Origin of the sequence: Streptomyces sp. NPDC057543 (genome assembly GCF_042801895.1) — a bacterium.
GTDB lineage: Bacteria > Actinomycetota > Actinomycetes > Streptomycetales > Streptomycetaceae > Streptomyces.
This window is the reverse complement of the sequence record NZ_JBHVFF010000100.1, coordinates 1-26,086: the sequence shown is the minus strand read 5'-3', so window position 1 is coordinate 26,086 and position 26,086 is coordinate 1. Positions and strand designations below refer to the sequence as shown.

Sequence of the window (26,086 nt, the reverse complement as noted above, 5' to 3'; positions counted from 1 at the left end):
GCCCGGTCTACTGGCTGCTCGCCACGGCGCTGAGCACCCCCGAGTCGACCTTCCAGTTCCCGCCGAAGCTGATACCCACCGATCTCACCCTCAGCAACTTCACGGCCCTCGCCGAGAACGACCAGCTGATCAAGTACGTGATCAACTCGCTCATCGTGGCCTCGATCACCGCCGTGCTGAGCGTGGTCGTCGCCACGTACATGGGCTACTCGTTCTCCAAGTTCCGCTACCGCGGGCGCCGGTCGCTGATGCACCTGGTGCTGGCCTCCCAGATGTTCCCCCAGGCGCTCCTGCTGGTGACGCTGTACACCGTCTTCTCCAGCTTCGGCATGCTCAACACGTACACCGCCCTGGTGCTCTCCTTCACCACGTTCACCATGCCGCTGTGCGTCTGGATGCTGAAGGGCATCTTCGACACCATCCCGGACGCCCTGCTGGAGGCGGCGTCCATCGACGGCGCGTCCCGGTGGCGGACGCTGCACTCCATCGTGGCGCCGCTGGCCGCGCCCGGGATGATCGCCGCCGGGCTCTTCGCCTTCGTACGCGGCTGGAACGACTTCATCTTCGCGCTGACCCTTGCCGACAAGGAGAAGCAGACCCTGCCTCCCGGCCTCGTCTCCACCTACATCGGCGAATTCCAGACCGCCTGGCCCCAGTTGATGGCGGCCTCGCTCATCGTGTCCATCCCGGTGGTCGTCGCATTCATGTTCCTGCAGCGCTACCTCGTCGGCGGCATGACCGCCGGTTCGGTCAAGAGCTGAACCCGCGGGATCAGCCCGCACCCTCACGTACCTCCCCTCCCGCTTACTCCCCCATGGAGAGATCATGACCACCTCTGGCATCAGCCGGCGCGGCGCGCTGCGCATGTTCGGCATCGGCGCGCTCGGTGTGGCCGGCGCCGGTGTGCTCGGCGCCTGTGCACCGTCCGGCGCCGGCAGCACCTCCAACGGCGGCGACCCGAAGTCCAAGAACTTCGACTTCACCTCCTGGTCGCTCAACGAGGAGGCCGCCAAGCCCTCGATCGAGAAGATCATCGCGGCCTGGGAGAAGGCCGAGAAGTCCACGATCCGCGCGGTCTCGTACCCGTACAACGAGTACCTGAGCCAGCTCACCCTCAAGCTGGGCGGCGGGGAGACGACGGGTGCGGTGCACCTCGACATCGCCTGGCTCGCGGCGATGGCGCAGATGGGCAAGCTGGCCGACCTCGGATCGGTGGCCGGCAAGGGCGGCTACACCGATGTGGCGCTGAACAGCGGCAAGTACGACGGCAAGCAGTACGGGCTGCCGTGGAACACCGGATCGATCGGTGTGATCGCCAACTCCCAGCTCCTGGAGAAGGCCGGGATCAAGAAGCACCCCACCACCGTTGAGGAGTTCGAGGCCGCACTGCGGGAGCTGAAGGGGCTCGGCGGCGGTGTCGTGCCGTATGCCGCCGCCACCAAGGTCGCGCAGCTCAAGGACATCTTCCCGTGGATGCAGACCTTCGGCTGCAAGCTGCTCGACGGTGGGAAGGTCACGATAGGCGACGACGCCTCGATCGACGCGGTCACCTGGTACAAGAAGCTGCACGACGAGAAGCTGATCGCCGCCGACGTGGACCGCTTCGACGCGCGCGCCCTGTTCGGGCAGGGCAAGGCCGCCTTCTACGACGACGCAATCATCGGCAAGGGCGTGACCTCCGCTCAGTCCAAGGACAAGACGCTGGCCAACGCCATGCAGCCGATGGAGCGTCCGGTGCTCAAGGCCGGGGACACGCCGCAGGCGCTGCTGTGGGGCGGCGTGATCGCGATCGTGAAGGGCAAGGGGCAGGACGCGGCGACCGAGTTCGCGCTGCACACCACCACCGACCAGGCCACCACCTCCGAGTACTTCGCCGCGCGCGCACTGCCGCCGTCCACCACCGCGGGTCTGGCCGCCCCGGAGGTCGCCAAGGACACCTTCACCACGGAGTGGACCGAGAAGATCACCAAGACGGCGACCGGCAGCCCGTTCTGGCAGTTCGCGCAGAATGCCCAGATCGAGGAGGCCGTCGCCAAGCAGGTGCAGGCCGTCCTCGTCGGCAAGTCGAAGCCGAAGGACGCGATGAAGCAGGCCGGCGAGGAGGCCGCCGCGCTCATCAAGCGCTGAGGCCGAGCGCCGTAGTCCGGGCCCGGCGAACGTCGCACGACCCTCGCCGGGCCCTGCTCCGTACCCCGCACGACGACCGCGCCGGCCGGCCCTCGGGCCGCTGCCGTCCGCGTCACCTCCACGCCCGCGCACGCACCCGCGAAGGAGCTCATCTTGCGACGTCCCACGGTACGCACGTACACCGCCTCGGCCATGGCCCTGGCCGCCCTGCTCCTGCCCGTCCCGGCCGCCGGGGCCGACACCGCGCAGAGCACGGCAGCCGCAGCGGCGTTGATCGAGAAGGTCCCGTACGCGATGGACTCGTCGAACCAGGCCGCTTGGTGGACGCCGGTCGCCACGTACAAGGGCCGCGGCCAGTACACGTACTTCGCCTTCAACGAGCCGGGCTCGACGGCCGCCACGCACCGGCCCGCGATCGCGCGGCGCGACCCGGACGGCGTCTGGAGCCTGCTGCCGCTACTCGACCGGAGCGGGGCGCAGGCGGAGTTCCCTGACGACAACGGCCACAACCAGCCGTCCATCGCGCGGGACGGCAACGGACGTCTGCATGTGTTCGCCTCCATGCACGCCGACGCCTGGCGCTACTTCCGTACCGAGGCCCCCGGCGGGGACGTCACCGACCATGCGGCCGAACTGCCCGACCAGGGCCAGGGCATCACCTATCCGATCGTCGCCACGGCGCCCAACGGCGATCTGTATCTGGCCGCCCGTGTCGGCGCCGGCGCCGATCAGCGCCCCGGCAAGCTCTACCGCTGGGACAACGCAGCGGCGCGCTGGAGCGTGGTTGCCACGTTCGCCGACGCGCTGAACCGCTCCGTGTACCCCGACGACCTGACGGTCGACAGCGAGGGTCGTGTGCACCTGCTGTACGAGTGGGCCAAGGCGCCGGCGACCGGGTTCCGCCACCAGCTCTCCTACCTGCGCTTCGACCCGGCGACTGGCGACTTCGCCGACAGTACGGGTGCGGCGCTCACCGTCCCGGTGACGCCCGATACCTCCGACGTGATCCAGCAACTGACCACCGGCGAGGAGTGGAGCATCGACAACGCGTACGCGGGTCCTGCGGTACAGAGCGCCAAGCTCACCCTCGACGGCTCCACCCCGAAGGTCGCCTACCGCTACCGCTCGGCCGACAGCGGCGGCAACTTCCGCGTCTACTACGCCTATCCGAGCGGCAGCGACTGGGTCAGCAAGACCGTGTACGCCGGCGGACAGACCGCAGCCGCCCTCGGCATCACCTGGGACGAGACGGACACCAAGCGGATCTACTACGTGACCACCTCGGGCACCGACCGGGTCTTTGCCGCGACGCAGTCGGCGGACGGGGCCTGGACCGCGCAGTCCGCCGCGCCGGGCGTGAGCGCGGATCGGCTCGCGGTGCGGCGGGACTCGGACGGTCACGATGTGCTCTATCTTCCGGACACCGTGCACAACTCCCTCTACTACGGCTTCCGTTGAGGCCGATGCGCCGCCCGCGCCATCTGTACGGGGACGAAGCCGTCCCCGTACAGAACCTGCGAGCGGTCAGGTCGCGGGCCTGCTCGCCAGGTACTCGTCCAGCCCTTCACCGGTGAGCGGGTAGTAGTAGGAGAGCAGGCCACCCTCGTCGAGGCGGCGGCGTGCGAACGCCTCACGGTCCTGGTGCAGGAGCGAATCCTCGGCCAGCGGGACCGCGCGGTCCTGCGGTACGACCACGGCGCCGTCCTCGCCGGCCACGATCAGGTCCGCCGGCGTGACCAGTGTGCCGGCGACACCCACCGGCACATTGAACGCGGAGGGGAAGAGCTCCGTCTACGAGGCGTAGTGCGGGGTGACTCCGGTACACCGGATCGGCACGCCGAGGGCCCGGATCCGGGCCGCGTCCCGCACCCGCCCGTCCACGACGATCCCGGCGCCTCCGCGCAGCTAGAAGTAGCGCACCAGCATGTCGCGACTCCCGTATCCCACCTGTCCCACTGCCAAGTGCAATGCCCCAGAAGGCACTTGTTCCGGCCATCCGGTTCGCAATCCACGTGCGGCCGTGCATCGCGGCGGACGCTGGCGGGAAGGCGCCGTGCCCATTCCCGCCAGGACCCGTCCAGGTCCGTGCGCCACAGACCCCACCACACTCTTCGAAGCACTCGGGAATCATCCCCTCCCGGGTCCGATGAAGAGAGGGATCCATGACCAGAGTACCCCCGAGGCGCAGAGCCGGGCTGTTGTCGGCCGGACTCGCGCTCGTCCTGCTGCCGGCCGGTATGGCGGGGCAGGCCGCCGCGGCCGGACCGGACAGCGGCGGCCAGGCGGCCGCGCACACCAGCGCCGAAGCCGCCGCACACCCCACGGCCACCGCCCACGCCACCCACACCGTCACGCTCGTCACCGGCGACAAAGTCACCGTCACCGACCTCGGCCAGGGCAGGAAGACAGTCAGCGTGGACCGTCCGAAGGACGCCACCGGAGCCGTCCGCACCGAGACGACGAACAGCCGCGTCACCGTCGTCCCGGACGAGGCGCTGCCGTATCTGCGCGCCGGCACCCTCGACCCGCGGCTCTTCGACGTGACCGAGCTGATAGGCCAGGGCTTCGCCGACCAGAACGAAGGTGCTGCCGACGGGCTGCCGTTGATCGTCACCTACGGCAGGAGCGCGCGGACGGCGCCGAGTTTGCCGCAGGGCGCCAAGAAGGTGCGGTCCTTGCCCAGCGTCGGCGGCTCCGCGGTCCGTGCCGGCCAGGAGCACGATTTCTGGCGGTCCGTGGCCCCGCAGGCCGCCAAACCCGCCGCGCGCGCGGTGACTTCGGGCGGCGGGCGCTTCGCCGACGGCATCGAGAAGATCTGGCTCGACGGACGCGTCAAGGGCGACATGGCCGAGTCCAACGCGCAGATCGGCACGCCGGATGCCTGGGAGTCCGGACTCACCGGCAAGGGCGTGAAAGTCGCCGTGCTGGACACCGGCGTCGACGCCGGGCACCCGGATCTCGCGGGACGCATCTCCCAGTCGAAGAGCTTCATCGAGGGGCAGGAGGTCTCCGACCGCAACGGACACGGCACCCATGTCACCTCCACCGTCGGCGGTACCGGCGCCGCGTCGGACGGCAAGGAGAAGGGAGTCGCGCCCGACGCCACCCTCGCCGTCGGCAAGGTCCTCACCGACCAGGGCTTCGGCAGCGAGTCGCAGATCATCGCCGGGATGGAGTGGGCCGCGCGGGACGTGCACGCCAAGGTCGTCTCGATGAGCCTCGGCTCCTCGGAGGGCAGCGACGGCACCGACCCGATGGCACAGGCCGTGAACACGCTCTCCAAGGAGACCGGCGCCCTCTTCGTCATCGCCGCCGGCAACGCCGGCGCCCCCGGCACGATCGGCTCGCCGGGCGCCGCCGACTCGGCGCTCACCGTCGGCGCCGTCGACTCCGCCGACCGGGCCGCGTCCTTCACCAGCCGGGGCCCCCGCACCGGCGACAACGCCCTCAAGCCCGACGTGTCCGCGCCCGGCGTGAGCATCCTCGCCGCCCGCTCCCAGCTGATCAGCGGCAGCGGCTACTACACCTCGTTGAGCGGTACGTCGATGGCGACGCCGCATGTCGCGGGCGTCGCCGCACTGCTCGCCCAGCAGCACCCCGACTGGAGTGGCGCGCAGCTCAAGGACGCGCTGATGTCGACCTCGAAGCAGCTCGACGCGTCCGCATACGCACTGGGCTCGGGCCGGGTCTCCGTGCCCGCCGCGATCAACGCGCGGATCACCGCGACCGGCAGCGCCGACCTGGGCTTCTACAGCTGGCCCTACGCGGACGACAAGCCGGTGACCAAGACGCTCACCTACTCCAACTCCTCCAACCAGCCGGTCGAGCTGAGCCTGGCCGCGCAGGGCGCTCCCGACGGCGTCGTCTCGCTCGCCGACACGTCGCTGACCGTGCCCGCGCACGGCACCGTGTCCACCACGGTGACCGGTGACGGCGCGAAGGCCGCCGTCGGCAACACCAGCGGACAGATCGTGGCGAGCGCCGACGGTGCCCCCGTCGCGCACACCGCCTTCGGCCTGGTGAAGGAGAACGAGCGGTACACGCTCACCGTCCACGTCAAGGACCGCGACGGTGCCGCGACCTCCGCCTACGTCGCGCTGCAGCAACTCGCCCAGGGCAACGACCCGTTCCCGGCGTATGTCGGCGACTCCGGCACCCTGAAGCTGCGGCTGAACCCGGGCACGTACAGCCTGACGTCCTTCCTCGACGTGCGCGGCAGCCACGGCGCCGACTCGCTCGGTCTCGGCTTCCTCGCCGCTCCCCAGATCACCCTCGACCAGGACCGCGAGGTCACCCTGGACGGGCGGCAGCTGAAGGAGATCAGCGCCAAGGTCGACCAGCGCACCGAGACCCGCCAGCTGCTCATGGAGTACAGCCGCAAGGCGAACGGCGCCGACCTGCTCGACGGGGTCCAGGTGCCCCCGACCTACGACAGCGTCTTCGCCGCCCCCACCGACAAGGTCACCGACGGCACCTTCGAGTACCGCACGGTCTGGCGGCTCGGCAAGCCGCTCCTGGAGGTCGAGGCGGGCGGCAGGCAGCTGGACGGTGCCACCGTCCAGTCCGGTAGCACCGTCACCGACGGCCGCAGCACCGTGCCCGTCGTCGACGCGGGCAGCGGGGCACCGGCCGACTACACGGGCAAGGACGTGCGCGGCAAGGCCGTCGTCGTCCGCGCCACCGGTGCGATCTCGCCGGTCGAGTTGGCTCAGGCGGCCCAGGACGCGGGCGCCAAGGCCCTGTTCGTCACCGACGACCAGCCGGGCCGGCTGATGAACTGGTTCGGCAACGCCGACCGCACCGACCGGTCGCTGCTCATCGCCACGGTCAACGCCGCGGACGGTGCCCGGCTGCTGGCCGCGGCCAAGTCCGGCAAGCATGTCAAACTCACGAGCACCCGCAACACGCCCTACGTCTACGACCTGTCCGACGGCCACCCCGGCGCCATCCCGGGCAACCTGACGTACACCCCGAAGAAGAGCGAACTCGCCCGGCTGGACGACAAGTTCCACGCGGTGAAGCCCGCCCAGGGCGGTGAGTTCCGCTTCTCCATCACCGACACCTTCCGTATCGGCATCGGCTTCCTGGAGCGCATCGACTACCCGGCCGAGCGCACCGCCTACGTCTCCACCGGCCCCGGCCAGAAGTGGCACGAGTCCGTGATCACCGTGCCCCGTGCCATCGAGGAGCGCAGCGGCCTGGTCACCTACCGGGGCGGCACGCGCAGTGAGGTCGACTGGTTCAAGCCGGTCTGGCACCCCTGGCTCGGCACCGGGCTCGGCTGGGGCCAGCAGCGGGCCGGGAACGACCTCCAGTTCAACACCCCCGGCTGGGGCGACTCCGGACCCGACCACACCGGATTCGGCGACGTGTGGAACGACAATTCCGTCCAGCAGACCACCGAGGTCTACGTCGACGGGACACGCGTCGACCGGCGCACCGGCTCGGCCGGGTACGCGCGGAAGGCCGATCCGGCCGAGCGCACCTACAAGGTCGTCACCGACACCGCGCTCGACCCCGCGCGCTGGAAGCTGTCCACGAAGGGCCACTCCGAGTGGACCTTCAAGTCCGCCGCGACGCCCGCCGACAGGTGGACGGTCCTGCCGCTGCTCAACCTCGGCTTCGACGTCGACACCGACCTCGCGGGCGACGTCCGCGCCGGGCAGCGCCTGCCGGTCGGGATCTACTCCGAGTACGTCAAGGGCGCGCCGGACACCGGGACCATCGACGACGGCACCCTCCAGGTGTCGTACGACGACGGCCAGACCTGGACGTCCGTCGGCCTGGACCGCGGCGGGAACAAGGCCGCCTGGCACGGCACCCTGAAGGTGCCCGCCGACGCGCAGTTCATCTCGCTGCGCGCATCCGCTCGCGACGACCGGGGCGGCCAGGTCACCCAGGAGATCATCCGGGCGGTCGGCGTGAAGTGACGCGCTCCGGCCGCTGGGGTCATGGGGTGAGCCGTACGCGGCGCAACCCCGAATGACAGGACGGCGCCGTCTCCCGTGGGACCCGGGAGGCGGCGCCGCTCGTCGATTCAGCCCGTCGGTTCGACGATGCCAGGGACGACGCCCAGCTCCACCAGGTCCTGCGGACGCAGCCCGAGCTCGTCCGCGGTCCGCCGCACCTGATCGGCCGGGCGATTGAGGATCGCAGCGGCCGGTTCGGGCGCGATGATGGAGAAACAACTGTCCGGCGTGGCCCCTGGAGCGCGTCAGGGAACTGCTGGGGATGCCGGACACCAGGCCGGTGCCGCGGCTGGTGTGAAGCACGCAGCCGACTCCGCTCGGTCAGGGCGTCGTCCTCCCACTGGTCGACGATCTCCAGGTACCCGGCGAGGACCTTGGAGTGCGGAGCCCACCCACTCTGCTTGGCGATGACGATCTGGTCGTGGCCCTTGACGCGGGAGGAGGTGGCCAGTCCGCGGCGGGGCTGTGGCCGGTGAAGCCGATCTCGATCCCGGCGCGCTCGCCGGCGCACCGATCGACGCCTACGCCGCCGTCCGAGCCGTCGCCTCCGGACGGGCGACGAGCCCTCCGAAGGACGGGACCATCGCCGGGATGTGGCTCCTGACTTGTTGAATCGACCCCAGACGCTCGGTCTGCAGCCGTAGCGTCCAGGGTGTCGGTCGGCACGGGCCCGCAGTGCTCCTTGCCGCCCTCGGGCTGGCTCACTGATAGCGTGCCGCCGCCGGCCGACGCCATCCGCGCCAGCGGCGGTGGGTGACGAACACCCTGCCGTGCGCCCTGAGCTTGGGGCAGGCGGGCATCAGTCGGGCGGTACCGGCGTTGCCGCCGGGCGCGACGCGCTTGTCATGCCCACCCCCGGCGGGCGGCGATCCAGCCCAGCTGGATTCGGCTTTCGGCCCCCGCCTTGAGCATGAGTTCGCCGATACGGCGCTGGACGGTACGGCGGGAGACGCCGAGCTGGCCGGCGGCGGCCTGGTCGGTGAGGCCGGCCAGGACAAGGGCGAGGACGCGGGCGTCCATCTCGTCCAGGTCGTCGGGGCGGATCTCGGTGACACCACCCACGGTGTTGGGAGAGAGCGGGTAGGCGCGCTCCCAGGCGAGTTCGAAGTACGCGAGTAAGGACTCCAGCAGCCCGCAGGCGTGTACCAGGATGGAGGCGGGGGAAGTGCGGCGGCCCGGGATCAGCGGCACCATGGCCACATCGCGGTCGGCGATCATGAACTTCACGGGGACCGATTCCGCGACGCTGACCTGCTGGCCGGCCGCCAGGGCGTCCAGCGCCTCGCCGACCACGCCCGGCTGGCCGAGCATGTCGCGCTGCGCGATGGTGCGGTAGAGCACGCCGCGGCGCACACCGGCGGTCTCGGCGGTGTTGTGCTCGCGCTGCACGACGGTGGTCTCCGGCACCATCATCGCCCGGATCTCGTGCCGGGCGGATTCCTGGAGTTGTATGAAGCGGTGCCGGACCGCGCAGGGGTCGGTGATGACCTCGACGATGCCGCCGCCGACGGCCGCGTTGCGGTACTCCTCGGTGAGCGCGAGCAGGGCCTCCTCGGCTGCCCTCAGGTCGTCGCGGCGTTGCCGCAACGTTCCGCCGAGCGCGACGGCCGGGGGCGCGGCGGTGAAGGCCGTGGCCACCGACGGCTCACCGTCCGCACCGGACACCGCGAGGCCGCGCCGGGCCAGTTCGGTGAGCAGCGGCAGTATCTCCGCCGGTGCGCGGCCGGTTTCGGCCGCCAGCAGGTCGGCGTTGGCGCCGGCCCGGGCCACCAGGAGGCGGTAGACCTCCTCCTCGGCAGGGCCGAGCCCGAACAGCGAGAGCACGGGACCTCCTCGTAGTCGATCAAGCGAAGTCCCGGACAGGTTACGGAGGCTGCCTCCCCGTCAGTCACGCGGGGCGGGTGTGACACGACGGAAGGGCAGCGCCGGCCTCCGTACCCGGCTTGGAGTTGCCTACTTCAGACCGTAGGCGCGGATCACCTCTCGCAGCGACTGGGCCGCCACAGCTGGACCGTCGATCGCACCATGTCCTGGCTCGCAGGCTGCCGCCGCCTTCACCGACGCCACGAGCGCGAAGCCGAACACTTCCTCGCCCTCACGGTCGGTTTCGCGACCAAGGTGGCGATGGCCAAGTCGATGGTCCGCCGGGCAATTGCCGACAAGATCCCGTTCCGCTGAGTGACCGCGGATGCCGGCTACGGCTACAGCAAGGGCTGGCGCTCCGAGTTGGAACAAGTGGACGTCTTCCACGTCACGGCCACCACCCGCCACGACACGGTCGTCACCCGCTGGGCGATCGACCACCCGGTGAGCGATCTCTTCCCCGGCCTGCCCCGGCAGAAATGGAAACGCCGCTCGTGTGGTGCGGGCGCCCACGGGCCCCGCGTCCACGACTGGGCACGCGTCGAAGTCCGCCCCTGGCACCGGCCCGACCGTCGACACCGGGTGATCGCACCAGATCCCCGCGATGGCCGCCTGCCTGCTGTTCTCACTGATCATCGTCACGATACGCGGTGTGTTCTGGGCGCCGATGGACGAGGTCGGCATCCCCCAACCAGGTCAGCGGCACCGCGTTCGGCATCGCCTGCCTCGTCGGTTACGCCCCCGGGATGTTCGCCTTCCTCGTGTACGGCGCGATCCTCGATGCCAACCCGGGTGCAGCGGGGTACCACTTGGTGTTCATCCTGATGGCCGCACTCGCACTGGTGGGTGCGGGAGTAGCAACCGGTCTGGCGCGCGTGGCTCGCGCGTATCGTACCGCCGCCGTGGGGGAGGGCTGAGCCCGCTCCACGCGGGGCGAGATGGTCGCTCGTCGCACCGGCCGGCCCCATACGCCGGACTGCTCATGTTCGGTGAGTACACGGATGTGCAGTGGGTCGGGCTCGGGTTCGTCCACCTGACCGGCGACGACTTCGTCGCAGATCTCGTTCAGGTGGAGGTCGGGGTAATCCGGGTTCTCCTGCCGGAGCAGGAGCGTCGTGTCGAGCCGCGAGATCGTCGCGACGATGTCGATGGGCGCACGGCTCCTCCCTGCCCGGGGCCGGCACGATCGCGTCCACGTCGAATGCGGCGTGCAACAGAGGCCCCGCCTCGGTCGGCGGCGCGGCCTCGCCATGAAAGGGCCGATACGGCCCTCCAGCCCGAACTCCGCCTCCAGCGGGGGCGTCAGTGCCGCGCGACCACCCGCAGGACCGTCCCCGACGATCAACCGCTCCGACGGCACGGGCCCTGCGGCCGCCTGCCCGCTCCTCCACGGAAATCCCTCACTGGACGGCCAGTCTTACGACAACAGTGTTGACATCCTCATGGGCACCTCGATTGCATGACCGTTCGGCACATCCCCCTATCGCCTTGGAGCACCTCATGGCCAAGCCCGATCTGATCTTCACCCGCGGCCCCATCCACACCGGCGATCCCGCGCGCACCCGGGCTAGCAGCCTGGCCGTCACCGGCGAGCGCATCACCGCCGTCGGCCATGACGAGGTGCGCGAACTGATCGGCTCGAACACCGAAGTCATCGATCTCCAGGGCAAGTTGCTGCTCCCCGGATTCCAGGACTCCCACGTCCACGCCGTGTTCGGCGGAATGGAACTGGCCGAGTGCGATCTGACCGGCACGGTGGGCGTCGAGGACTACCTCACCCGCATACGCTCCTACGCCGACGCGCACCCGGACCGCACATGGATCACGGGCGGCGGCTGGTCCATGGAGAGCTTCGACGGCGGACTGCCCACCCGGCAGCTCCTCGACTCGGTGGTCCCGGACCGCCCGGTCCTTCTGGCCAATCGCGACCACCACGGTGCCTGGGCCAACACCCGGGCGCTCGAACTGGCCGGTCTCACCCGGGAATCCGCCGATCCCTTCGACGGCCGGATCGAGCGCGAGCCGGACGGCACCCCGAGTGGCATGCTGCAGGAGGGCGCAACCGCCCTGGTCTCCCGGATCGTGCCGCCGAGCACGCCGGCGGACCGCCTCGCCGGTCTGCTGCGGGCCCAGAAGCTGCTGCATTCCCTCGGTATCACCGGCTGGCAGGACGCCCTTCTGGGCGTGTTCGGCGGCAAGCCGGACCCGTCCGACGCCTATCTGGCGGCCGCCCGTGAAGGCACGCTCACCGCCCGGGTGACCGGGGCCCTGTGGTGGGACCGCGAGCGGGGGGCCGAGCAGATCCCCGAACTGCTGTCCCAGCGAGATCAGTTGAGTCACGGACGGTTCCGGGCCCGTGCGGTGAAGATCATGCAGGACGGCATCGCCGAGAACTTCACGGCGGCCATGACCACCCCCTACCTCGACGGCTGCGGCTGTGCCACCGCCAACTCGGGTCTGAGCTTCGTCGACCCCGTCGCCCTGCGCTCGTACGTCACCGAGCTCGACGCCCACGACTTCCAGGTCCACTTCCACGCGCTCGGCGACCGGGCGGTGCGCGAGGCCCTGGACGCGGTCGAGGCAGCCGTCGAGGCCAACGGGCGGCGTGGCAACCGCCACCATCTCGCCCACCTCCAGGTGGTCCACCCCGACGATCTGGATCGCTTCGCACGACTCGGCGCCATTGCCAATATCCAGCCGCTCTGGGCCGCACACGAACCCCAGATGGACGAGCTGACGATCCCCTTCCTCGGACCCGAACGGGCCTCTTGGCAGTACCCGTTCGGATCCCTGCTGCGCGCCGGCGCCACCCTGGCCGCAGGCAGCGACTGGCCCGTCAGCAGCCCCGATCCGATCGCCGGAATCCATGTCGCGGTGAACCGGATGGAGCCCGAGGCCACCGACGGGCGGGTCTTCCTGCCGGAGCAGCGCCTCGACCTCGCCACCGCGGTCGCCGCCTACACCGCCGGCTCTGCACATGTGAACGGGTTCGACGACATCGGCAGTCTGCTCCCCGGCCACTTGGCCGACCTGGTGGTGCTGGACCGGGACATCTTCACGCTGCCCCCGGAGGAGATCGCCGAGGCCCAGGTCCTGCGCACCTATGTCGGCGGCACGCTGGTGCACTGCGCCTGAGGGCCTATGACGGCCGCCGCGAGGACTCCCGGACCAGCAGGCGCGTCGGCACGAGCACGCCCGTGAGCCCTACGTCGCCGTTCTCCAGGGCGGCGACGAGGAGTTCGATCCCGGCCTCGGCGACCTCCCGGGGCTGAAGGCTCAGCGTCGAGATCGGAGGTTCGGTGTGCTCGGCCGTACCGTCCTCGCTCACACACACCACAAGAAGGTCGCCCGGTACGTCGTAGCCGTGGCGGCGTGCCGCCTCCAGGACGAGCGGCGGGCTCAGCTCCGCCACCACGAAGAGGGCGTCGGGCCTTTCGGCAGCGGTCAGCGCGCTGTCAACCGCCCGGACCACCGGGCCGTTGCCGGCGTCGACGGCAAAGGTCACCCTGGCCGTGTGGCCGTGTGCGGCACACCAGCCCCGGTAGGCGGCCAGAACCCTCCGGTGGAAGCGGGTGCTGCTCTCGGGCAGCACAAGCGCCGTCCGCCGGGCGCCCTGCGATCCCAGATGCTCCAGGGTTGCGCGGACCGCCTCCTCGGCATCGACGTCCACCCAGTGGGCTCCAGGTCTGCCGTCCACCGATCCGTCGCTGAAGACGGGGATACGGGCGGCCAGCAGATCCTCCACCACCTGGTCGTCGGCAACCGGATCGGCCACTATCACCGCTTCGAGCGGCAGGTCGGCCCACTCGCTGTGCAGCGATCCCGCGGGCAGCATCACCAGGGCGTATCCGCGTTTGAGCGCCGAAGCCGCCGTGGCGCTGGTCAGCTGGGCGAAGTACGGCGATTCCAGATACGTCCACGGGGTCCCTGCGAACTCCCCCACGACGTAACCGATCAACCGGGCCCGTCCCGCACGCAGCTGCCGGGCGGTCGCGTTGGGCCGGTATCCCATCCTGCGCGCAGTTTCCCTGGCCTTCTCCCGCACGGCCGGCGAGAGCCGTCCCGTGCCATTGAGGGCTGCCGAGACGGTGGTCTTGGAGAGGCCCGCCTCGCGGGCGACATCGACGAGACGGACACGCGGCGGAACGGTCCGCGAAGTGTGCCCGCCGCGTTGGGGAGCTGAGGTCATGCACCGATGCTGCCACCCTCGCGACCTCAGCAAAACCGTTCCCGCAAAGTCTTGCGCGGGAACGTTCCCGCATCAATACTCGCTCCATCTCCCAGCGCCCGTCACAACACCCGTAAAGGGGTGGGTCTCCTTGCGCATGTCCAGAGCCACCGCGCTGCTTGTCTGTTCCGCCGTCGTCATGGCCGCCACCGCCGGCTGTTCCGGCGCGACCGGGTCCCGGCCCGGCGGCGGCGGCGCCCCCGCCTACACCGTCACCCCGAACTCCCCTGCGGCGAAGGGCTCCCTCGACTCCTTCACCTGGTCGCTGTACGCCGAGCCTTACACGCTCGACTACGCCCTCGCCTACGACTACCCGCCGAACACCGTGCTCGCCAACGTGTGCGAGCAACTGCTGCGGGTCACCCCCGACATGAAGATCGAACCCGGGCTGGCCGTGAAGTACGCGAACCCGGACCCGAAAACCTGGGTGTACACCCTTCGACCGGGTGTGAAGTTCCACGACGGATCGACCATGACGGCGGACGACGTGGTCGCCTCCCTCGAACGCCACATGGATCCGGCCACCGGCTCCCCGTGGGGCTCGTCCTTCAAGAACGTCGCCTCCATCAAGAAGAGCGGCCCGCTGGAGGTGACGATCCGGCTCAGCAAGCCCGACGTGCTCCTCAACGAACTCATGGCGGCCTCCCCCGGCACCGTCGAGAGCGCCGCCTTCCTGGCCAAGGCCGGCAAGAACTACGGCGGCCCCAAGGGCAAGGTCAACTGCACCGGCCCCTACGCGCTCGACAGCTGGGCCCAGGGCGACAGCCTCACTCTGAAGAAGTACAACGCCTACTGGGACCGGTCGCTGACTCCCAAGACCGGCACCGTGAAGTTCACCTTCATCGAGGACCCGTCCGCCCGCACCAACGCCTTCCTGTCGGGCACGGCCGACGGCGGCTACCTGGTGCCCTCCTCCTCCTTCGCCCAGTTGCGCACCAGCTCCAAGGGCAAGGTGCACTTCGGCCCCAACACGGCGGTCGCCGATCTCGCCGTGCTCGATCTCAAGGGCCCGCTCGGAGACCTCAAGGTCCGCCAGGCCCTGTCCATGGCCCTCGACCGCAAGAACATCATCAAGGCTGCCGCCGGCGGCATCGGCGTTCCCGCGAAGGCGCCCGCCGCGCGCGGCGCGTGGGCGCTGGCGCCCGAGAAGGCCGACGACTACTTCAAGGCACTGCCCGAGCCCGTGTACGACGTGGCCGGCGCGAAGAAGCTGATCGCCGAGGCCGGTGCCACGGGGCGCAAGGTCACCCTCGTCACCAGCTCGCTCGCCCCGGAGATCAGCGTCGTGGCCAACGCCGTCCAGGCGGCCGGCAAGCAGATCGGCCTCGATGTCGAACTGAAGGCCGTCGCCCCGGAGGCTTACACCAGCATCTTCGTCGACCCCGGTGCCCGTAAGGGTCTGGACCTCGTCATCACCAACGGCTACGACAACACGCCCGACCCGCTGGAGTTCTACCAGTACCTGCGCACCGGCGACTTCGGCAACTACGGCAACTGGTCCGACGCCGAGTTCGACGCCGTCTTCGACAAGGCGAACGCCGAGCCCGATGCGGCGCGCCGTGCGGAGCTGACCGCCGAACTCCAGCGCATCGCCGTGCGCGAACTCCCGATCATCCCGCTGTACGAAGCCCCATACACGGTCTTCCTCGGCAGCCGGGTGACGGGTGCCCCGACCGGCATCGCCCAGCTGTACTACCCATGGGCCGCGACGATCGGGGCCGCGCAGTAATGACGCGCTATCTGATGAGCCGCCTGCTCGGCCTGATGGCGGTGCTGCTCGTCACTTCGTTCATCGTCTTCGGCACCGTGCATCTGGCGCCGGGCGACCCCGTGACCTTCCTGCTTCACGGCCGCCCCGCGACCCCGGACGCGGTCGCGGCGCTGCGCGCGCAGTACCACCTGGACGACCCGCTGCCGGTCCAGTACGCGAAGTGGCTCGGCGGCGTCCTGCACGGCGACTTCGGCCGCTCCACCCAGTTCCACCAGGACGTCGGCTCCCTCATCTCCTCCCGCCTGCCGGGCACCGCGCTGCTCGTCGGCTACGCGGCACTGCTGGTCGCAGTCCTCGGCGTGGCGGGCGGCATCATGGCCGCCCTGCGCCCAGGGGCTGTGGACCGCACAGTGCTCCTCGGCACCGGAGTGGCCACGGCCACTCCCTCGTTCGTCAGCGCCATCGCGCTCGTCTCGCTCTTCTCCGTCCAACTGGGCTGGTTTCCCGGGCCCGGAGGCTCTCCCGAGGGCCTGGGCGACCGCCTCTACCATCTGACACTGCCCGCCTTCGCCCTGGCGATCACATTCGCCGGACTGCTGGCCCGGGTCACCCGGTCGGCAATGCTCGACGAACTCGGGCGCGAACACGTCGAGGTGGCGCGCGCCCGCGGTGTCGCGAGAAGCGCCGTGGTCCGCCGGCATGTGCTGCGCAACGCGCTGGGCCCCATCGTCACCGTCGGCGGCACCATGCTCGCCGGCCTGCTGATCAGCACCTCGATCGTCGAAACTGCCTTCAACGTGTCCGGTATCGGCTCCCTGCTGGTGCAGTCGGTGACAGCCAAGGACTTCGCCGTCGTTCAAGCGATCACCCTGCTCAGCGTGGCGGCGTTCGTCGTCGTCAACCTGATCGTCGATCTGCTCGTGCCGCTTGTCGATCCCCGGTTGTCCCTCTACGGGGAGGCTTCCCGATGACCACCACCGTCTCCACCGCGTCCTCCTCCCCGGGTGCGCTGCGCCGCCGCCGGGGTCTGCGCGGACTGCGGGTTCTCGGCCAGGGCCCGCTGTTCACAGCAGGCGTCGCCGTACTCGCGGTGCTCGTCCTGATCGCCGTCCTTGCTCCCGTGCTCGCACCGTACGACCCCGACGCGCTCGACCTGTCGGCGAGCCTGACGGGCACCAGCGCTGACCATCTCCTCGGTACCGACCAGTCGGGCCGCGACATCCTGTCGAGGCTCATCCACGGCGCGCGGACGGGCCTGCTCGGACCGCTCCTCGTGGTCGGCGTCTCGACCCTCCTGGGCACGCTCGTCGGCATGGTCGCCGCCTGGCGAGGTGGCTGGGCCGATGCCCTGCTGTCCCGGTCGATGGACCTGGCCTTCGCGATTCCCGGACTGCTGCTGGCCATCCTCCTGGTCGCTGTCCTCGGCTCGGGCATGGCCGCGCCCGTGATCGCCATGGCCGTGGCCTACACCCCGTACGTCGGACGCCTGGTCCGAGGTATCGCCCGCCAGGAGAAGGCCCGCGCCTACATCGAGTCCTACCGCGTGCAGGGCTGGTCGGGGTGGACGATCTGCCTGCGTCATCTGCTGCCGAATATCGCTCCGACGGTATTCGCGCAGTCCGCGATGAACTTCGGCTACGTACTGATGGATCTCGCCGCGCTGTCCTTCCTCGGGTTCGGGGTGCAGCCGCCCACGGCCGACTGGGGAGCCATGATCAACGAAGGCCAGTCGGCGATCCAGCAGGGGGCGATGCTGCCCGCGCTCGCGCCGTCCGCGTGCATCGTCCTCGCCGTGGTCGCCTTCGGCATCGTCGGCGAAGGGCTCGCCGACCGAATCGCGAAGCGGGAGCGGTGAGTGCCATGACCGAATATGAAACCCCCGCGCTGGAGATCGACGGGCTCGGCGTCCGCCTGCCCGGCGAGCAGGCGGCCCGGCCCATCCTCGACGGCGTCACACTGCGGGTCGAGGCCGGCGAGACCGTCGGCCTGGTCGGCGAATCCGGCTCGGGCAAGTCGGTCGCGTGCCGCAGCGTGCTCGGGCTGCTGCCGCCTCGGGCGCGAACGAGTGGTGAGGTGCGGGTCGCGGGCCGCGACGTCCTGACCATGAACCGCACCGAACTGGCCGGGCTGCGCGCCAGACAGGTTGCGATGATCTTCCAGGACCCGCGCGCGTCCGTGAACCCGCTGCGCCGCGTAGGCGACTTCGTGACTGAGGGACTGCGCGCTGCGGGAACCCCCGCCGCCGCGGCCGAGGACCGGGCCGAGGAACTCCTCGACGCGGTGGGCATCCGCGATCCGCGGGGCGCGCTGCGCCGCTACCCGCACCAGTTCTCCGGCGGGATGCTCCAGCGCGTGGTCATTGCGGCCGCCCTCGCGGGCGAGCCCGCTCTGCTGGTCGCCGACGAGCCGACCACGGCCCTCGATGTCACCACCCAGGCGGAGATCATCGCGATTCTCACTCGGCTCCAGGCCGCACGCGGCACCGGAATGCTCTTCGTCACCCACGACCTGGAACTGGCCTCGGCGATCTGCGACCGCGTGTACGTCATGTACGCGGGCCGGATCGTCGAAACCAGCGGCACCGACGCGCTGTTCGACCGTCCACGCCACCCGTACACGGCGGGACTCCTCGCCTGCACGCCGCGTATCGGGGCCGCAGCCGCCGCCCCACGCCCCATCCCGGGCCGACCCGTCTCCCTCGCCGAGGCCCCATCAGGGTGCGCCTTCGCGGCGCGCTGCGCACATGCGCAGCCGCGCTGTTGCGAGGAGACGCCCGAACTTGCGCACCACGGCGACGGACTCGCCGCGTGCCACCGCGCCGACGAAGGGATCAAGCTGTGACCGGGGCGACCGACGAGCTCGTCGTTCAGAAGCTGTGCAAACGGTACGGAGACCACACAGCGGTGGAGGACGTGTCCTTCACCCTGTCGCCGGGCTCCTCCCTCGGCATCGTCGGCGAATCCGGCAGCGGCAAGACCACGACGGTACGGATGCTCGTCGGCCTGGAGCGCCCCGACGGCGGCACCATCCGCATCGGTGGACGTGACCGCTCGGCGCCCGCCCGGGGCAGAGTCGAGCGACTCGCCCGCGCACGCGAGATCCAGATGGTCTTCCAGGATCCGTACCTGTCCCTCGATCCGCGGGTGACCGTGGGCCGGTGCGTCGAGGAGGTCCTGCGCCTCCACTTTCCGATGGAGACGAAGGCCCGGCGGGAGCGCGTCGCCGAACTCCTCGACCAGGTCGGGCTCGGCGAACGGGAGGCGGCCGCCCTGCCCGGCAAGCTGTCCGGCGGCCAGCGCCAGCGCGTGGCGATCGCCCGCGCGCTGGCCGCCGAACCGCGCGTCCTCGTCCTCGACGAGGCCGTGGCGGCGTTGGACGTGTCCATTCAGGCGCAGGTCCTCGAACTACTGAGCAACATCCGGCGCGAGGTCGGCATCGGGTTCCTCTTCGTCACCCATGACCTCGCCGTTGTCCAGCACATCACCGACGAGGTGATGGTCCTCAGGGAGGGACAGGTGGTGGAGGCGGGCCCTACGGCCGAGATCCTGGGCGCGCCTCGCCACCCCTACACACGCCTGCTGCTCAACTCCGTCCCCCGACGCGGCTGGAACCCCACCGACGCCGCGGTCGCCCGCCGCGCCCTTGGCTGACCCACCCGGTGGATGTCCTGAGTGGGCGCCCGCTACCGGGGCGTCTGCCACTTCTGGAACCCGAACGCGGCAACGCATAAGGGACCGGGCCCCGCGTCGACGCCCGCCCCGACGGGCAGCGTCCCGCCGGTCCGGCCCACAGGGATGGTCGGGGACCGTGCACCGACGCCGGAATTTCCCTGACCGTCCCTGCCGGTGCGCAGTCCATCGGGGTGCGTGCGCGACGAACGTCATGTTCAGCAGGGCGACTGGGCAGACGGATACCCCAAGTACCAGTGCGGAGTGAACCAGTTCATCTCCGGGTACAGCGTGCGAGGGCAGGAGGTGCCGGCGGTGCTGTGCACTCCCGCAGACCACATACTCGGGACGAGCGGTCGGACCGTCTGGTTCGACCGTGGAGACGACCGGCCTGCCGGGGCCCCGGGCGGCGAGTTCGCCCGGGGCAACTTCAAGGGCCGGTGCCGCACCGATGAGTATCTGGCGGATGCCGCCTTCACCGGCGCCTGGGCCAAGGGGAAGACCCCGGACGCCCTTCCGTGCCGCACAGCTTGAGGACTGACACCCGCGATCGGGAAGTACCGACGGCAGTCTCCGGGCGGTCCGCCGGGCTGAGCCCTGCGGTTCCGCGTCTGGACGGAGCGGACTGAGCAGGCCGCGGATGTGCGAACCACGAGCGGCGCGTATTCATGTGGAGAGGTCACCGAGCACCGCGCCCGCGGTCAGCTTCCGAAACCGAGGCCGAGCCGGTCGAGGGTCCTGAGCCAGAGGTTACGGCGCCCGAAGTCCTCGTCCGCGCGGGCGAGAGACCACCTGGTGGCCTGGATTCCCGCCCATCGGACCGGCTCCGGCGGAAAGGGAAGGGGCTTGCGCCGCACCATCTCCAGTCGGGTCCTCTCGGTGCGCTCGCCGCCCAGGAGGTCGAGCATCACCTCGGCACCGAAGCGGGTCGCACCCACGCCAAGGCCGGTGAATCCGGCCGCAAAGGCGACCCTGCCCCGGTGGGTGGTGTCGAAGAACGCGGAGAAACGGGTGCAGGTGTCGATCGCGCCACCCCAGGCATGGGTGAAGCGCAGTCCTTCCAGTTGGGGAAAGGTCCGGAAGAAGTGTCGGGCCAGGGTGGCGAACGTCTCCGGCCGCTGGTCGTGCTCGGCACGCACCCGGCCCCGGTAGTGGTACACGGCGTCGTAACCGCCCCACAGGATGCGGTTGTCCGCGGAGAGCCGCACGTAGTGGAACTGGTTGGCGACGTCGGAGAATCCCTGCCGGTTGTGCCAGCCGACAGAGGCGAGCTGTTCGTCCGTCAGTGGCTCCGTCATCAACGCGTAGTCGTACACGGGGACGGTGTAGAGGCGGTGCCGCCTGACCAGGGAGGGGAAGGCGTTGGTCGCGAGGGCGACCCGGTTCGCCAGGATACGTCCGTACGGAGTCCGCACCGTGATCCCCGGGTCGGCCTCCGCAATGGCCGTTGCCCGGGTGTGCTCGTGGATGCGCACGCCGATGTCCAGACAGGCCTGCTTGAGACCCCATGCGAGACGTGCGGGGTTGAGCATCGCCGTGCCCTCCTCGTCCCAGAGCGCGCCCAGGAAGGTCGGCGAGCTGATCTCGGCCCGGACCTGGTCGGCGTCGAGCACTGTCTGCTCGGAGCCGTAGCGGGCGGCAAGCGCGGCCAACTCGTGCAATTCGTCGACCTGGTACGGCTCGGTCGCCACGTTGAGGGAGCCGGTGCGCTCCCAGTCGCAGTCGATGCCGTAGCTCTTGATTGTGTCCTCGATCGCCTGGAGGTTCTGGGTGCCGAGTCGTTCCAGCTCGGAGAGCTCGTCGGGCCAGCGATCCAGGCCGTTGCCCAGGCCGTGGGTGAGGCTGGATTCGCAGAAACCGCCGTTGCGCCCGGATGCGGCCCAGCCGATTTCCTCGCCTTCGATCAGGACGATGTCACGGGAGGGGTCGCGCTCCTTGGCGATCAGAGCGGTCCACAGGCCGGAGTAGCCACCACCCACCACGAGCAGATCGCAGCGGGTATCGGCGACCAGGGCCGATGCGGCCTGCGGGCGACCGGGGTCGTCCAGCCAGAACGGGGTGGCGCTGGCATCCCGGAGCGCGTGGACGGGATCCATGGAGGACTCCTCGGGTGGTGCGTGGTGCGGCTGGGCCTATGCGTCCCGCCATCAGACTCCAGCCCGAAATTGATGTCAACAGCGTTGACATAAGCCTCCACAACACTGCGACTCAACCGGACCCGAGGCCGCGACGCGGTCAGGACCTGCTGCGATCCCCTGATCCGCGTCCCGGCGGGGCGTGTGGCGAAAGCACCCGATCCGGATCGGCCGGCCTACCGGGCAGCTCCGGGCAACCTCGCTTCCACGGCGTCGAGCAGTAGCTCCAGCGCGAACGGATAGCCGCTGAGCATCATGTCGGCGGCCAACAGGCGCACGGTGGCGGCGATGTGGGGGTAGGCGTTCGCATCCAGACGGCCGTAGCGTTCCTGCCACACCTGGAGATCGGCCGCCTGCGCGGGAGCCGGGAGGGCGAGCGCCGCCGCGTCCAGGGCCGCAAAGGCGAGCGCCTGGTCCACAAAAGCGTGATAGATCCGCACCGCTTCCCGGTCATGGAAGCCCGCCGACCGCAGCACGCCGAGGATCGTCTCCACGGCCCGCGTCTCATTGTTCCGCCCGGTCGTCCGGTGCGCCGCCAACAGGGCGGCCTGCGGGTGCGCCTGGTACGAGGCATGGACGCGCAGACCCAGCTCGCACAGGTCGGTACGCCATTCGCCGGTGGGCTGCCAGCCCCGCCGGGCACGGCCGATGAGCTCGTCGGCGATCGCCAGCAGCAGGTCGTCGGTGTTGCGGAAGTACCGGTAGAGCGCACTGGGGTCGGCGCCCAGTGCGGCTCCCAGCCGCCGGACCGTCAGAGCGTCCGCACCATGCTGGCCGACCAACCGCAGGGCCGTCTCCACGATGACCTGCTCGGACAGCACTGTGCCCTGCTTGGTCGGCCTTCTGCGCCGCCGCTGCGGCTCCGGAACCACACGCTCATTCATGGCGCGGAGCTTATGACAACACCATTGACGTGTGAAGAGGGCAACGGTTTCATGGCCTGCCATCCGGGCCCTCCGGCCACCTTCCCCCGAGCAAGGCGACGACCGTTGGCGGCACCACTGAAGAACGCAAGCACCGAGCCCAGACGGAGCGCCCAGGCTCCCCAGGCCGCGATGCGCAAGTCCATAGGCGTCGTCGACGGCATCGTCCTCGCCGCGTCGAGCACGGCGGCCACCAGCAGTATCGGCATCGGACTCGGTCTGATGGCGAGCATCGTCGGCCTGCACCTGCCGGCGATCATGCTGCTGGCCTTCCTGCCCGTGCTCGGCATCGCCGGCGGATACGGGCGGCTCAACCGCGTCGAGCCCAACGCCGGAAGCAGTTACAAGTGGGTCGGCCGCATCTTCAGCCCCTGGCTGGGCTTCCTGATCGGATGGGTCAATGTCGTCGGCACCATCGTGTTCATGGCCTACACCACCGCGGTGACAGGCTCGGCGATCATCCAGCTCCTGGGCCAGGCCGACCTCCACAGCGTCGGGGGCCTCTCCCTCGATCCGGACTCCACCCTCCAATCCACTCTTCTCGGCATGGCCGTCCTGGTCGCTGCCGCGCTGGTCGCCGTTCGCGGGCTCGACCTCGCGGCGCGTCTCCAGAAGTACCTGCTGATCTTCGAGTACGGCGTGCTGCTCGCGTTCTGCGGCTATGGCCTGTTCGCCGGGGACCAGCCCTTCTCACTCCAGTGGTACAACCCCTTCGACATCCCCTCGGCCGCGGCCCTCGCCCAGGGCATGGTGCTCGCGGTCTTCTGCTACTGGGGCTTCGAGTCGGTCTTCAGCGTCGGCGAAGAGGTCAGTGACCCGCGGGACGCCTCCCGCGGCGGGTTCATCGCCCTGACCGTCATGCTTCTCCTCTTCCTGCTCGCCGGCACTGCCTTCCAACGGGTCCTGCCGCTTGACGAGTTGGCGGACAACGGCGCGCAAGGGCTCGCCTACTTCGGTACGAAGCTCGCCGAGCAGCCGTTGGCCGCACTGCCGCTCATCGCCCTCACGTTCTCCGCGGTGGCATCGCTCCAGGCTTCGGTCATCCCCACCGCCCGAGGGATGTACGCGATGGGCCGCGACGGCGTCCTCGGCCCCGTCTGGACACGCCTGCACCCCAAGCACGGAACCCCCGCCGTCGGCACCTTGCTGATTACCGCGATCGCCCTGGCGCTCGCGGCGATGGCGCTGGTCATCCCCACCGTCAACGACTTGATCTTCGCCGCCGTCAACGCGATCGGGATCGTCGTCGCCCTCTACTACGCCCTCACCGCCGTGGCCGCCGCGGTGTGCTTCCGCCACCTGCTGCGCACATCACCGCTGGAGGCCCTGCGCGCGGTCGTCGGACCGGTGCTGGGCGCACTCGCGCTGCTCGCCACCGGCGGCTACCTCACCTGGACGTTCTATCGCTCCACCGATCACTTCGAAGTCTCCGCCGACAACGGCTGGTTCGCACTGCTCGTCCCGGTCCTGATGATCGGCTCCGGCCTGCTGGCCGCCGCGTGGGCCCGCTGGCACCGCCGGTCGCCCTACTTCACCGATACCCGTGACGCCGCCGGCAGCGAACCGGCCGGCACCCTCTGACCGGCGCCTTGCCGACGCGCGGCACGGACCGCGGCAGTTGCTCGACTCCGCGGTGCCGGACCGGCCGGTGACCTGGTGAACCGCGACCACCAGTGCCTGGGCCAGCACCCGCGCGGTCGAACTCGCGGGCGTCACCGTGGACACTCCGAACCTCACCGCCGGCCGGATCGAGCGGAAGGGCGACGGCACACCGAGCGGCGTCTTCCAGGACTCCGGGGCCACAGCCCCGGACAGGGTCCGGCCCCGCGTCCGCGCGTACTCCCGCGCGCTCACCCGACTCCCTCCGATTCAACGCAAAGGACCATCACATGACCGACCTCACCGACATCGCCTATCTGCCGGCAACCGAGGCCCTGCGCCGATTCCGCGACCGCTCCCTGTCACCGGTCGAGCTGATGACCGCGGTCATCGCACGTGCCGAAGCCGTCGAGCCGAAGATCAACGCCCTTGCCGAGCAGACCTTCGAGGAGGCGCTCGCCGCCGCCCGCGTGGCCGAAGCGCGGTACGGCGGCAAGGGCGAGGCACCTCGCGCGCTGGAGGGTCTCGCGGTCGCGACGAAGGAGGAGCAGCCCATCGCGGGCCGCCGCAGCACGGACGGCTCCCTGGCGTTCCAGGAGGAGATCGCCGAGCAGACGCACCCGGTGATCGAGCGGGTCCAGGCTGCCGGCGGCATCGTGCACGCACGGACCACAACCCCGGAGTTCAGCTGCGCGGGGTACACACAGTCCCGGTTGTGGGGCATCACCCGCAACCCGTGGAACCTGGAGTTCACCCCGGGCGGCTCCTCGGGTGGCGCAGGCGCCGCGCTCGCAGCGGGTGAGACGACGCTCGCGACCGGCTCCGACATCGGCGGCTCGATCCGCATCCCCGCTTCGAACACGGGCACGGTCGGCTTCAAGCCGCCGTACGGACGCGTGCCGGCGATGACGCCGTTCAACCTCGACACGTACTGCCACGACGGCCCGATGGCGCGCACCGTCGGCGACTGCGCCCTGCTGGAGAACGTCATCGCGGGGCCCCACCCGTTGGACGCGGTCTCGCTGCGGCCCGAACTCGTCCTGCCCGAGCGGTTCGAGGGCGTCGAAGGCCTGCGGGTGGCGCTTTCGGTCACTCTCGGGGACTGGCCGGTCGATCCCGAGGTCGAGGCCAACACCCGCGCGGTCGCGGAGGCACTGCACACGGCCGGGGCCATCGTCGAGGAGGTAGAGGTCCCCATCATGCGGGCGGACGTGATGCGGGCAGCGATGATCCACTTCGGGTCGATCTTCGGCCCGTACATTGCATCGGTTGCCGCCGAGCATGGCGACCAGCTCACCACTTACGCGCTCGACTTCGCCCAGCGGGCTGCCGAGGCCGTCCGCGAGCCCGGCAGCTTCCTGCGAGGCCTTGAGACCGAGGCCGCGGTGCAGACGACGCTCGGCACCCTGCTGGACCGCTACGACGTCCTGCTGTGCCCGACGACCGCGATTCCGGCGCTCAGGGCGGACGACGACCACCTCTCGACCAAGGTTGTGATCAACGGCGTCGAACTGGACTTCTATCTGGAATCGGCGATGACCACAGCGTTCAACATAGCCAGCCGGTGCCCGGTGCTGAGCGTGCCGTCCGGTTTCGCCTCGAACGGAGTGCCGACGGGGGTACAGGTCGTCGGACGCACCTACGACGACGCAACGGTGTTCCGTGCCGCGGCAGCGATCGAGTCCATCCGCCCATGGAACAGCGTGCCAGTCCTCTGACGTGACGTCCTGCCACTGGAATCACGGACCAGGGGTTCTGCCGCGGGAGGTTGGGCGCAGCCCCACGCAGGCAACCGCACGTCGCCGAGCGGACTGCGTACTCCCGGGCGCCGGCCGCGGTTCGTCGCACCGGGCCTTTGCCCGG

At 70.1% G+C, this 26,086-nt stretch carries 20 protein-coding genes and 2 pseudogenes; 15 read left to right on the top strand and 7 right to left on the bottom strand.

The annotated features are described in order from the left end of the window. The 3 genes from ACFU8Q_RS18605 to ACFU8Q_RS18595 all read left to right on the top strand — a co-directional run. On the top strand, window positions 1-761 hold a 761-nt coding region (locus ACFU8Q_RS18605; protein WP_384454774.1), incomplete at its 5' end, for a carbohydrate ABC transporter permease. 64 nt (window positions 762-825) lie between these two features. After that, the gene (locus ACFU8Q_RS18600) at window positions 826-2,127 is read left to right on the top strand and encodes an extracellular solute-binding protein (RefSeq protein ID WP_189280289.1); all 1,302 of its coding nucleotides are present in this window, start codon (window positions 826-828) and stop codon (window positions 2,125-2,127) included. Between the two features lie 153 nt (window positions 2,128-2,280). Next, window positions 2,281-3,585, top strand: a complete 1,305-nt coding sequence (locus tag ACFU8Q_RS18595; protein ID WP_384454772.1) for a BNR-4 repeat-containing protein — start codon at window positions 2,281-2,283, stop codon at window positions 3,583-3,585. A 66-nt stretch (window positions 3,586-3,651) separates the two neighbouring features. Here the strand turns inward: ACFU8Q_RS18595 and ACFU8Q_RS18590 are convergent, their stop codons facing one another. Both ACFU8Q_RS18590 and ACFU8Q_RS18585 read right to left on the bottom strand, forming a co-directional pair. Then, on the bottom strand, window positions 3,652-3,885 hold the full coding sequence (locus ACFU8Q_RS18590; RefSeq protein WP_384454769.1) for a hypothetical protein: 234 nt from the start codon (window positions 3,883-3,885) through the stop codon (window positions 3,652-3,654). Window positions 3,886-3,918: 33 nt separating this feature from the next. Further along, window positions 3,919-4,032, bottom strand: coding sequence for a hypothetical protein (locus tag ACFU8Q_RS18585; protein WP_384454782.1), 114 nt, complete (start codon window positions 4,030-4,032; stop codon window positions 3,919-3,921). Between the two features lie 257 nt (window positions 4,033-4,289). On the opposite strand from ACFU8Q_RS18585, the gene ACFU8Q_RS18580 reads away from it, so the two are divergent. Next, entirely contained in the window at window positions 4,290-8,057 is a 3,768-nt protein-coding gene (locus ACFU8Q_RS18580) for a S8 family serine peptidase (RefSeq protein ID WP_384454766.1), read from the top strand. 107 nt (window positions 8,058-8,164) lie between these two features. Here the strand turns inward: ACFU8Q_RS18580 and ACFU8Q_RS18575 are convergent. Beyond that, a pseudogene (locus ACFU8Q_RS18575) lies at window positions 8,165-8,338 on the bottom strand (hypothetical protein); the annotation flags it as partial. A gap of 601 nt (window positions 8,339-8,939) precedes the next feature. Beyond that, window positions 8,940-9,920 carry a helix-turn-helix domain-containing protein gene (locus tag ACFU8Q_RS18570; protein ID WP_384454763.1) on the bottom strand — a complete coding sequence of 327 codons (981 nt, stop codon included), beginning with the start codon at window positions 9,918-9,920 and terminating at the stop codon, window positions 8,940-8,942. A gap of 180 nt (window positions 9,921-10,100) precedes the next feature. Between ACFU8Q_RS18570 and ACFU8Q_RS18565 the strand changes: the two are divergent. The 3 genes and pseudogenes from ACFU8Q_RS18565 to ACFU8Q_RS18555 all read left to right on the top strand — a co-directional run. Next, window positions 10,101-10,550 (top strand): annotated as a pseudogene (locus ACFU8Q_RS18565) (transposase); the annotation flags it as partial. A gap of 59 nt (window positions 10,551-10,609) precedes the next feature. Further along, the gene (locus ACFU8Q_RS18560; protein WP_384454760.1) at window positions 10,610-10,876 is read left to right on the top strand and encodes a hypothetical protein; all 267 of its coding nucleotides are present in this window, start codon (window positions 10,610-10,612) and stop codon (window positions 10,874-10,876) included. Window positions 10,877-11,459: 583 nt separating this feature from the next. Next, on the top strand, window positions 11,460-13,094 hold the full coding sequence (locus ACFU8Q_RS18555) for an amidohydrolase (protein ID WP_384454756.1): 1,635 nt from the start codon (window positions 11,460-11,462) through the stop codon (window positions 13,092-13,094). 4 nt (window positions 13,095-13,098) lie between these two features. Here the strand turns inward: ACFU8Q_RS18555 and ACFU8Q_RS18550 are convergent, their stop codons facing one another. Then, window positions 13,099-14,148 (bottom strand): LacI family DNA-binding transcriptional regulator, encoded by a 1,050-nt coding sequence (locus ACFU8Q_RS18550; RefSeq protein ID WP_384454754.1) that lies wholly within the window; start codon window positions 14,146-14,148, stop codon window positions 13,099-13,101. Window positions 14,149-14,284: 136 nt separating this feature from the next. Here ACFU8Q_RS18550 and ACFU8Q_RS18545 point away from each other — a divergent pair, with 136 nt between their 5' ends. The 6 genes from ACFU8Q_RS18545 to ACFU8Q_RS18520 all read left to right on the top strand — a co-directional run bounded on the left by ACFU8Q_RS18545 (window position 14,285) and on the right by ACFU8Q_RS18520 (window position 20,100). Beyond that, window positions 14,285-15,916 (top strand): ABC transporter substrate-binding protein, encoded by a 1,632-nt coding sequence (locus tag ACFU8Q_RS18545; protein ID WP_384454779.1) that lies wholly within the window; start codon window positions 14,285-14,287, stop codon window positions 15,914-15,916. Continuing rightward, window positions 15,916-16,869 (top strand): ABC transporter permease, encoded by a 954-nt coding sequence (locus ACFU8Q_RS18540; RefSeq protein ID WP_384454751.1) that lies wholly within the window; start codon window positions 15,916-15,918, stop codon window positions 16,867-16,869. The genes ACFU8Q_RS18545 and ACFU8Q_RS18540 overlap by 1 nt, the downstream gene beginning before the upstream one ends. Continuing rightward, complete coding sequence (locus tag ACFU8Q_RS18535) at window positions 16,866-17,753, top strand: ABC transporter permease (protein ID WP_384454748.1); 888 nt, start codon at window positions 16,866-16,868, stop codon at window positions 17,751-17,753. The genes ACFU8Q_RS18540 and ACFU8Q_RS18535 overlap by 4 nt, the downstream gene beginning before the upstream one ends. A 5-nt stretch (window positions 17,754-17,758) precedes the next feature. Beyond that, a complete protein-coding gene (locus tag ACFU8Q_RS18530) occupies window positions 17,759-18,739 on the top strand; it encodes an ABC transporter ATP-binding protein (RefSeq protein ID WP_384454745.1) in 981 nt (326 codons plus the stop codon). Beyond that, window positions 18,736-19,548 (top strand): ABC transporter ATP-binding protein, encoded by an 813-nt coding sequence (locus ACFU8Q_RS18525; RefSeq protein WP_384454742.1) that lies wholly within the window; start codon window positions 18,736-18,738, stop codon window positions 19,546-19,548. The genes ACFU8Q_RS18530 and ACFU8Q_RS18525 overlap by 4 nt, the downstream gene beginning before the upstream one ends. A gap of 216 nt (window positions 19,549-19,764) precedes the next feature. Continuing rightward, window positions 19,765-20,100, top strand: coding sequence for a hypothetical protein (locus ACFU8Q_RS18520; RefSeq protein WP_384454739.1), 336 nt, complete (start codon window positions 19,765-19,767; stop codon window positions 20,098-20,100). A 167-nt stretch (window positions 20,101-20,267) separates the two neighbouring features. On the opposite strand, the gene ACFU8Q_RS18515 is transcribed toward ACFU8Q_RS18520, so the two are convergent. Together ACFU8Q_RS18515 and ACFU8Q_RS18510 are read right to left on the bottom strand one after the other, a co-directional pair. Next, window positions 20,268-21,662, bottom strand: a complete 1,395-nt coding sequence (locus tag ACFU8Q_RS18515) for an NAD(P)/FAD-dependent oxidoreductase (RefSeq protein WP_384454736.1) — start codon at window positions 21,660-21,662, stop codon at window positions 20,268-20,270. 215 nt (window positions 21,663-21,877) lie between these two features. Next, window positions 21,878-22,585: a TetR/AcrR family transcriptional regulator gene (locus tag ACFU8Q_RS18510; RefSeq protein WP_384454733.1), complete on the bottom strand. Its 708-nt coding sequence runs from the start codon at window positions 22,583-22,585 to the stop codon at window positions 21,878-21,880. 171 nt (window positions 22,586-22,756) lie between these two features. Between ACFU8Q_RS18510 and ACFU8Q_RS18505 the strand changes: the two genes are divergently transcribed. Beyond that, window positions 22,757-24,205, top strand: coding sequence for an APC family permease (locus ACFU8Q_RS18505; RefSeq protein ID WP_384454776.1), 1,449 nt, complete (start codon window positions 22,757-22,759; stop codon window positions 24,203-24,205). 308 nt (window positions 24,206-24,513) lie between these two features. Further along, a complete protein-coding gene (locus ACFU8Q_RS18500; protein WP_384454730.1) occupies window positions 24,514-25,941 on the top strand; it encodes an amidase in 1,428 nt (475 codons plus the stop codon). The last annotated feature ends 145 nt before the right edge of the window (window positions 25,942-26,086 follow it).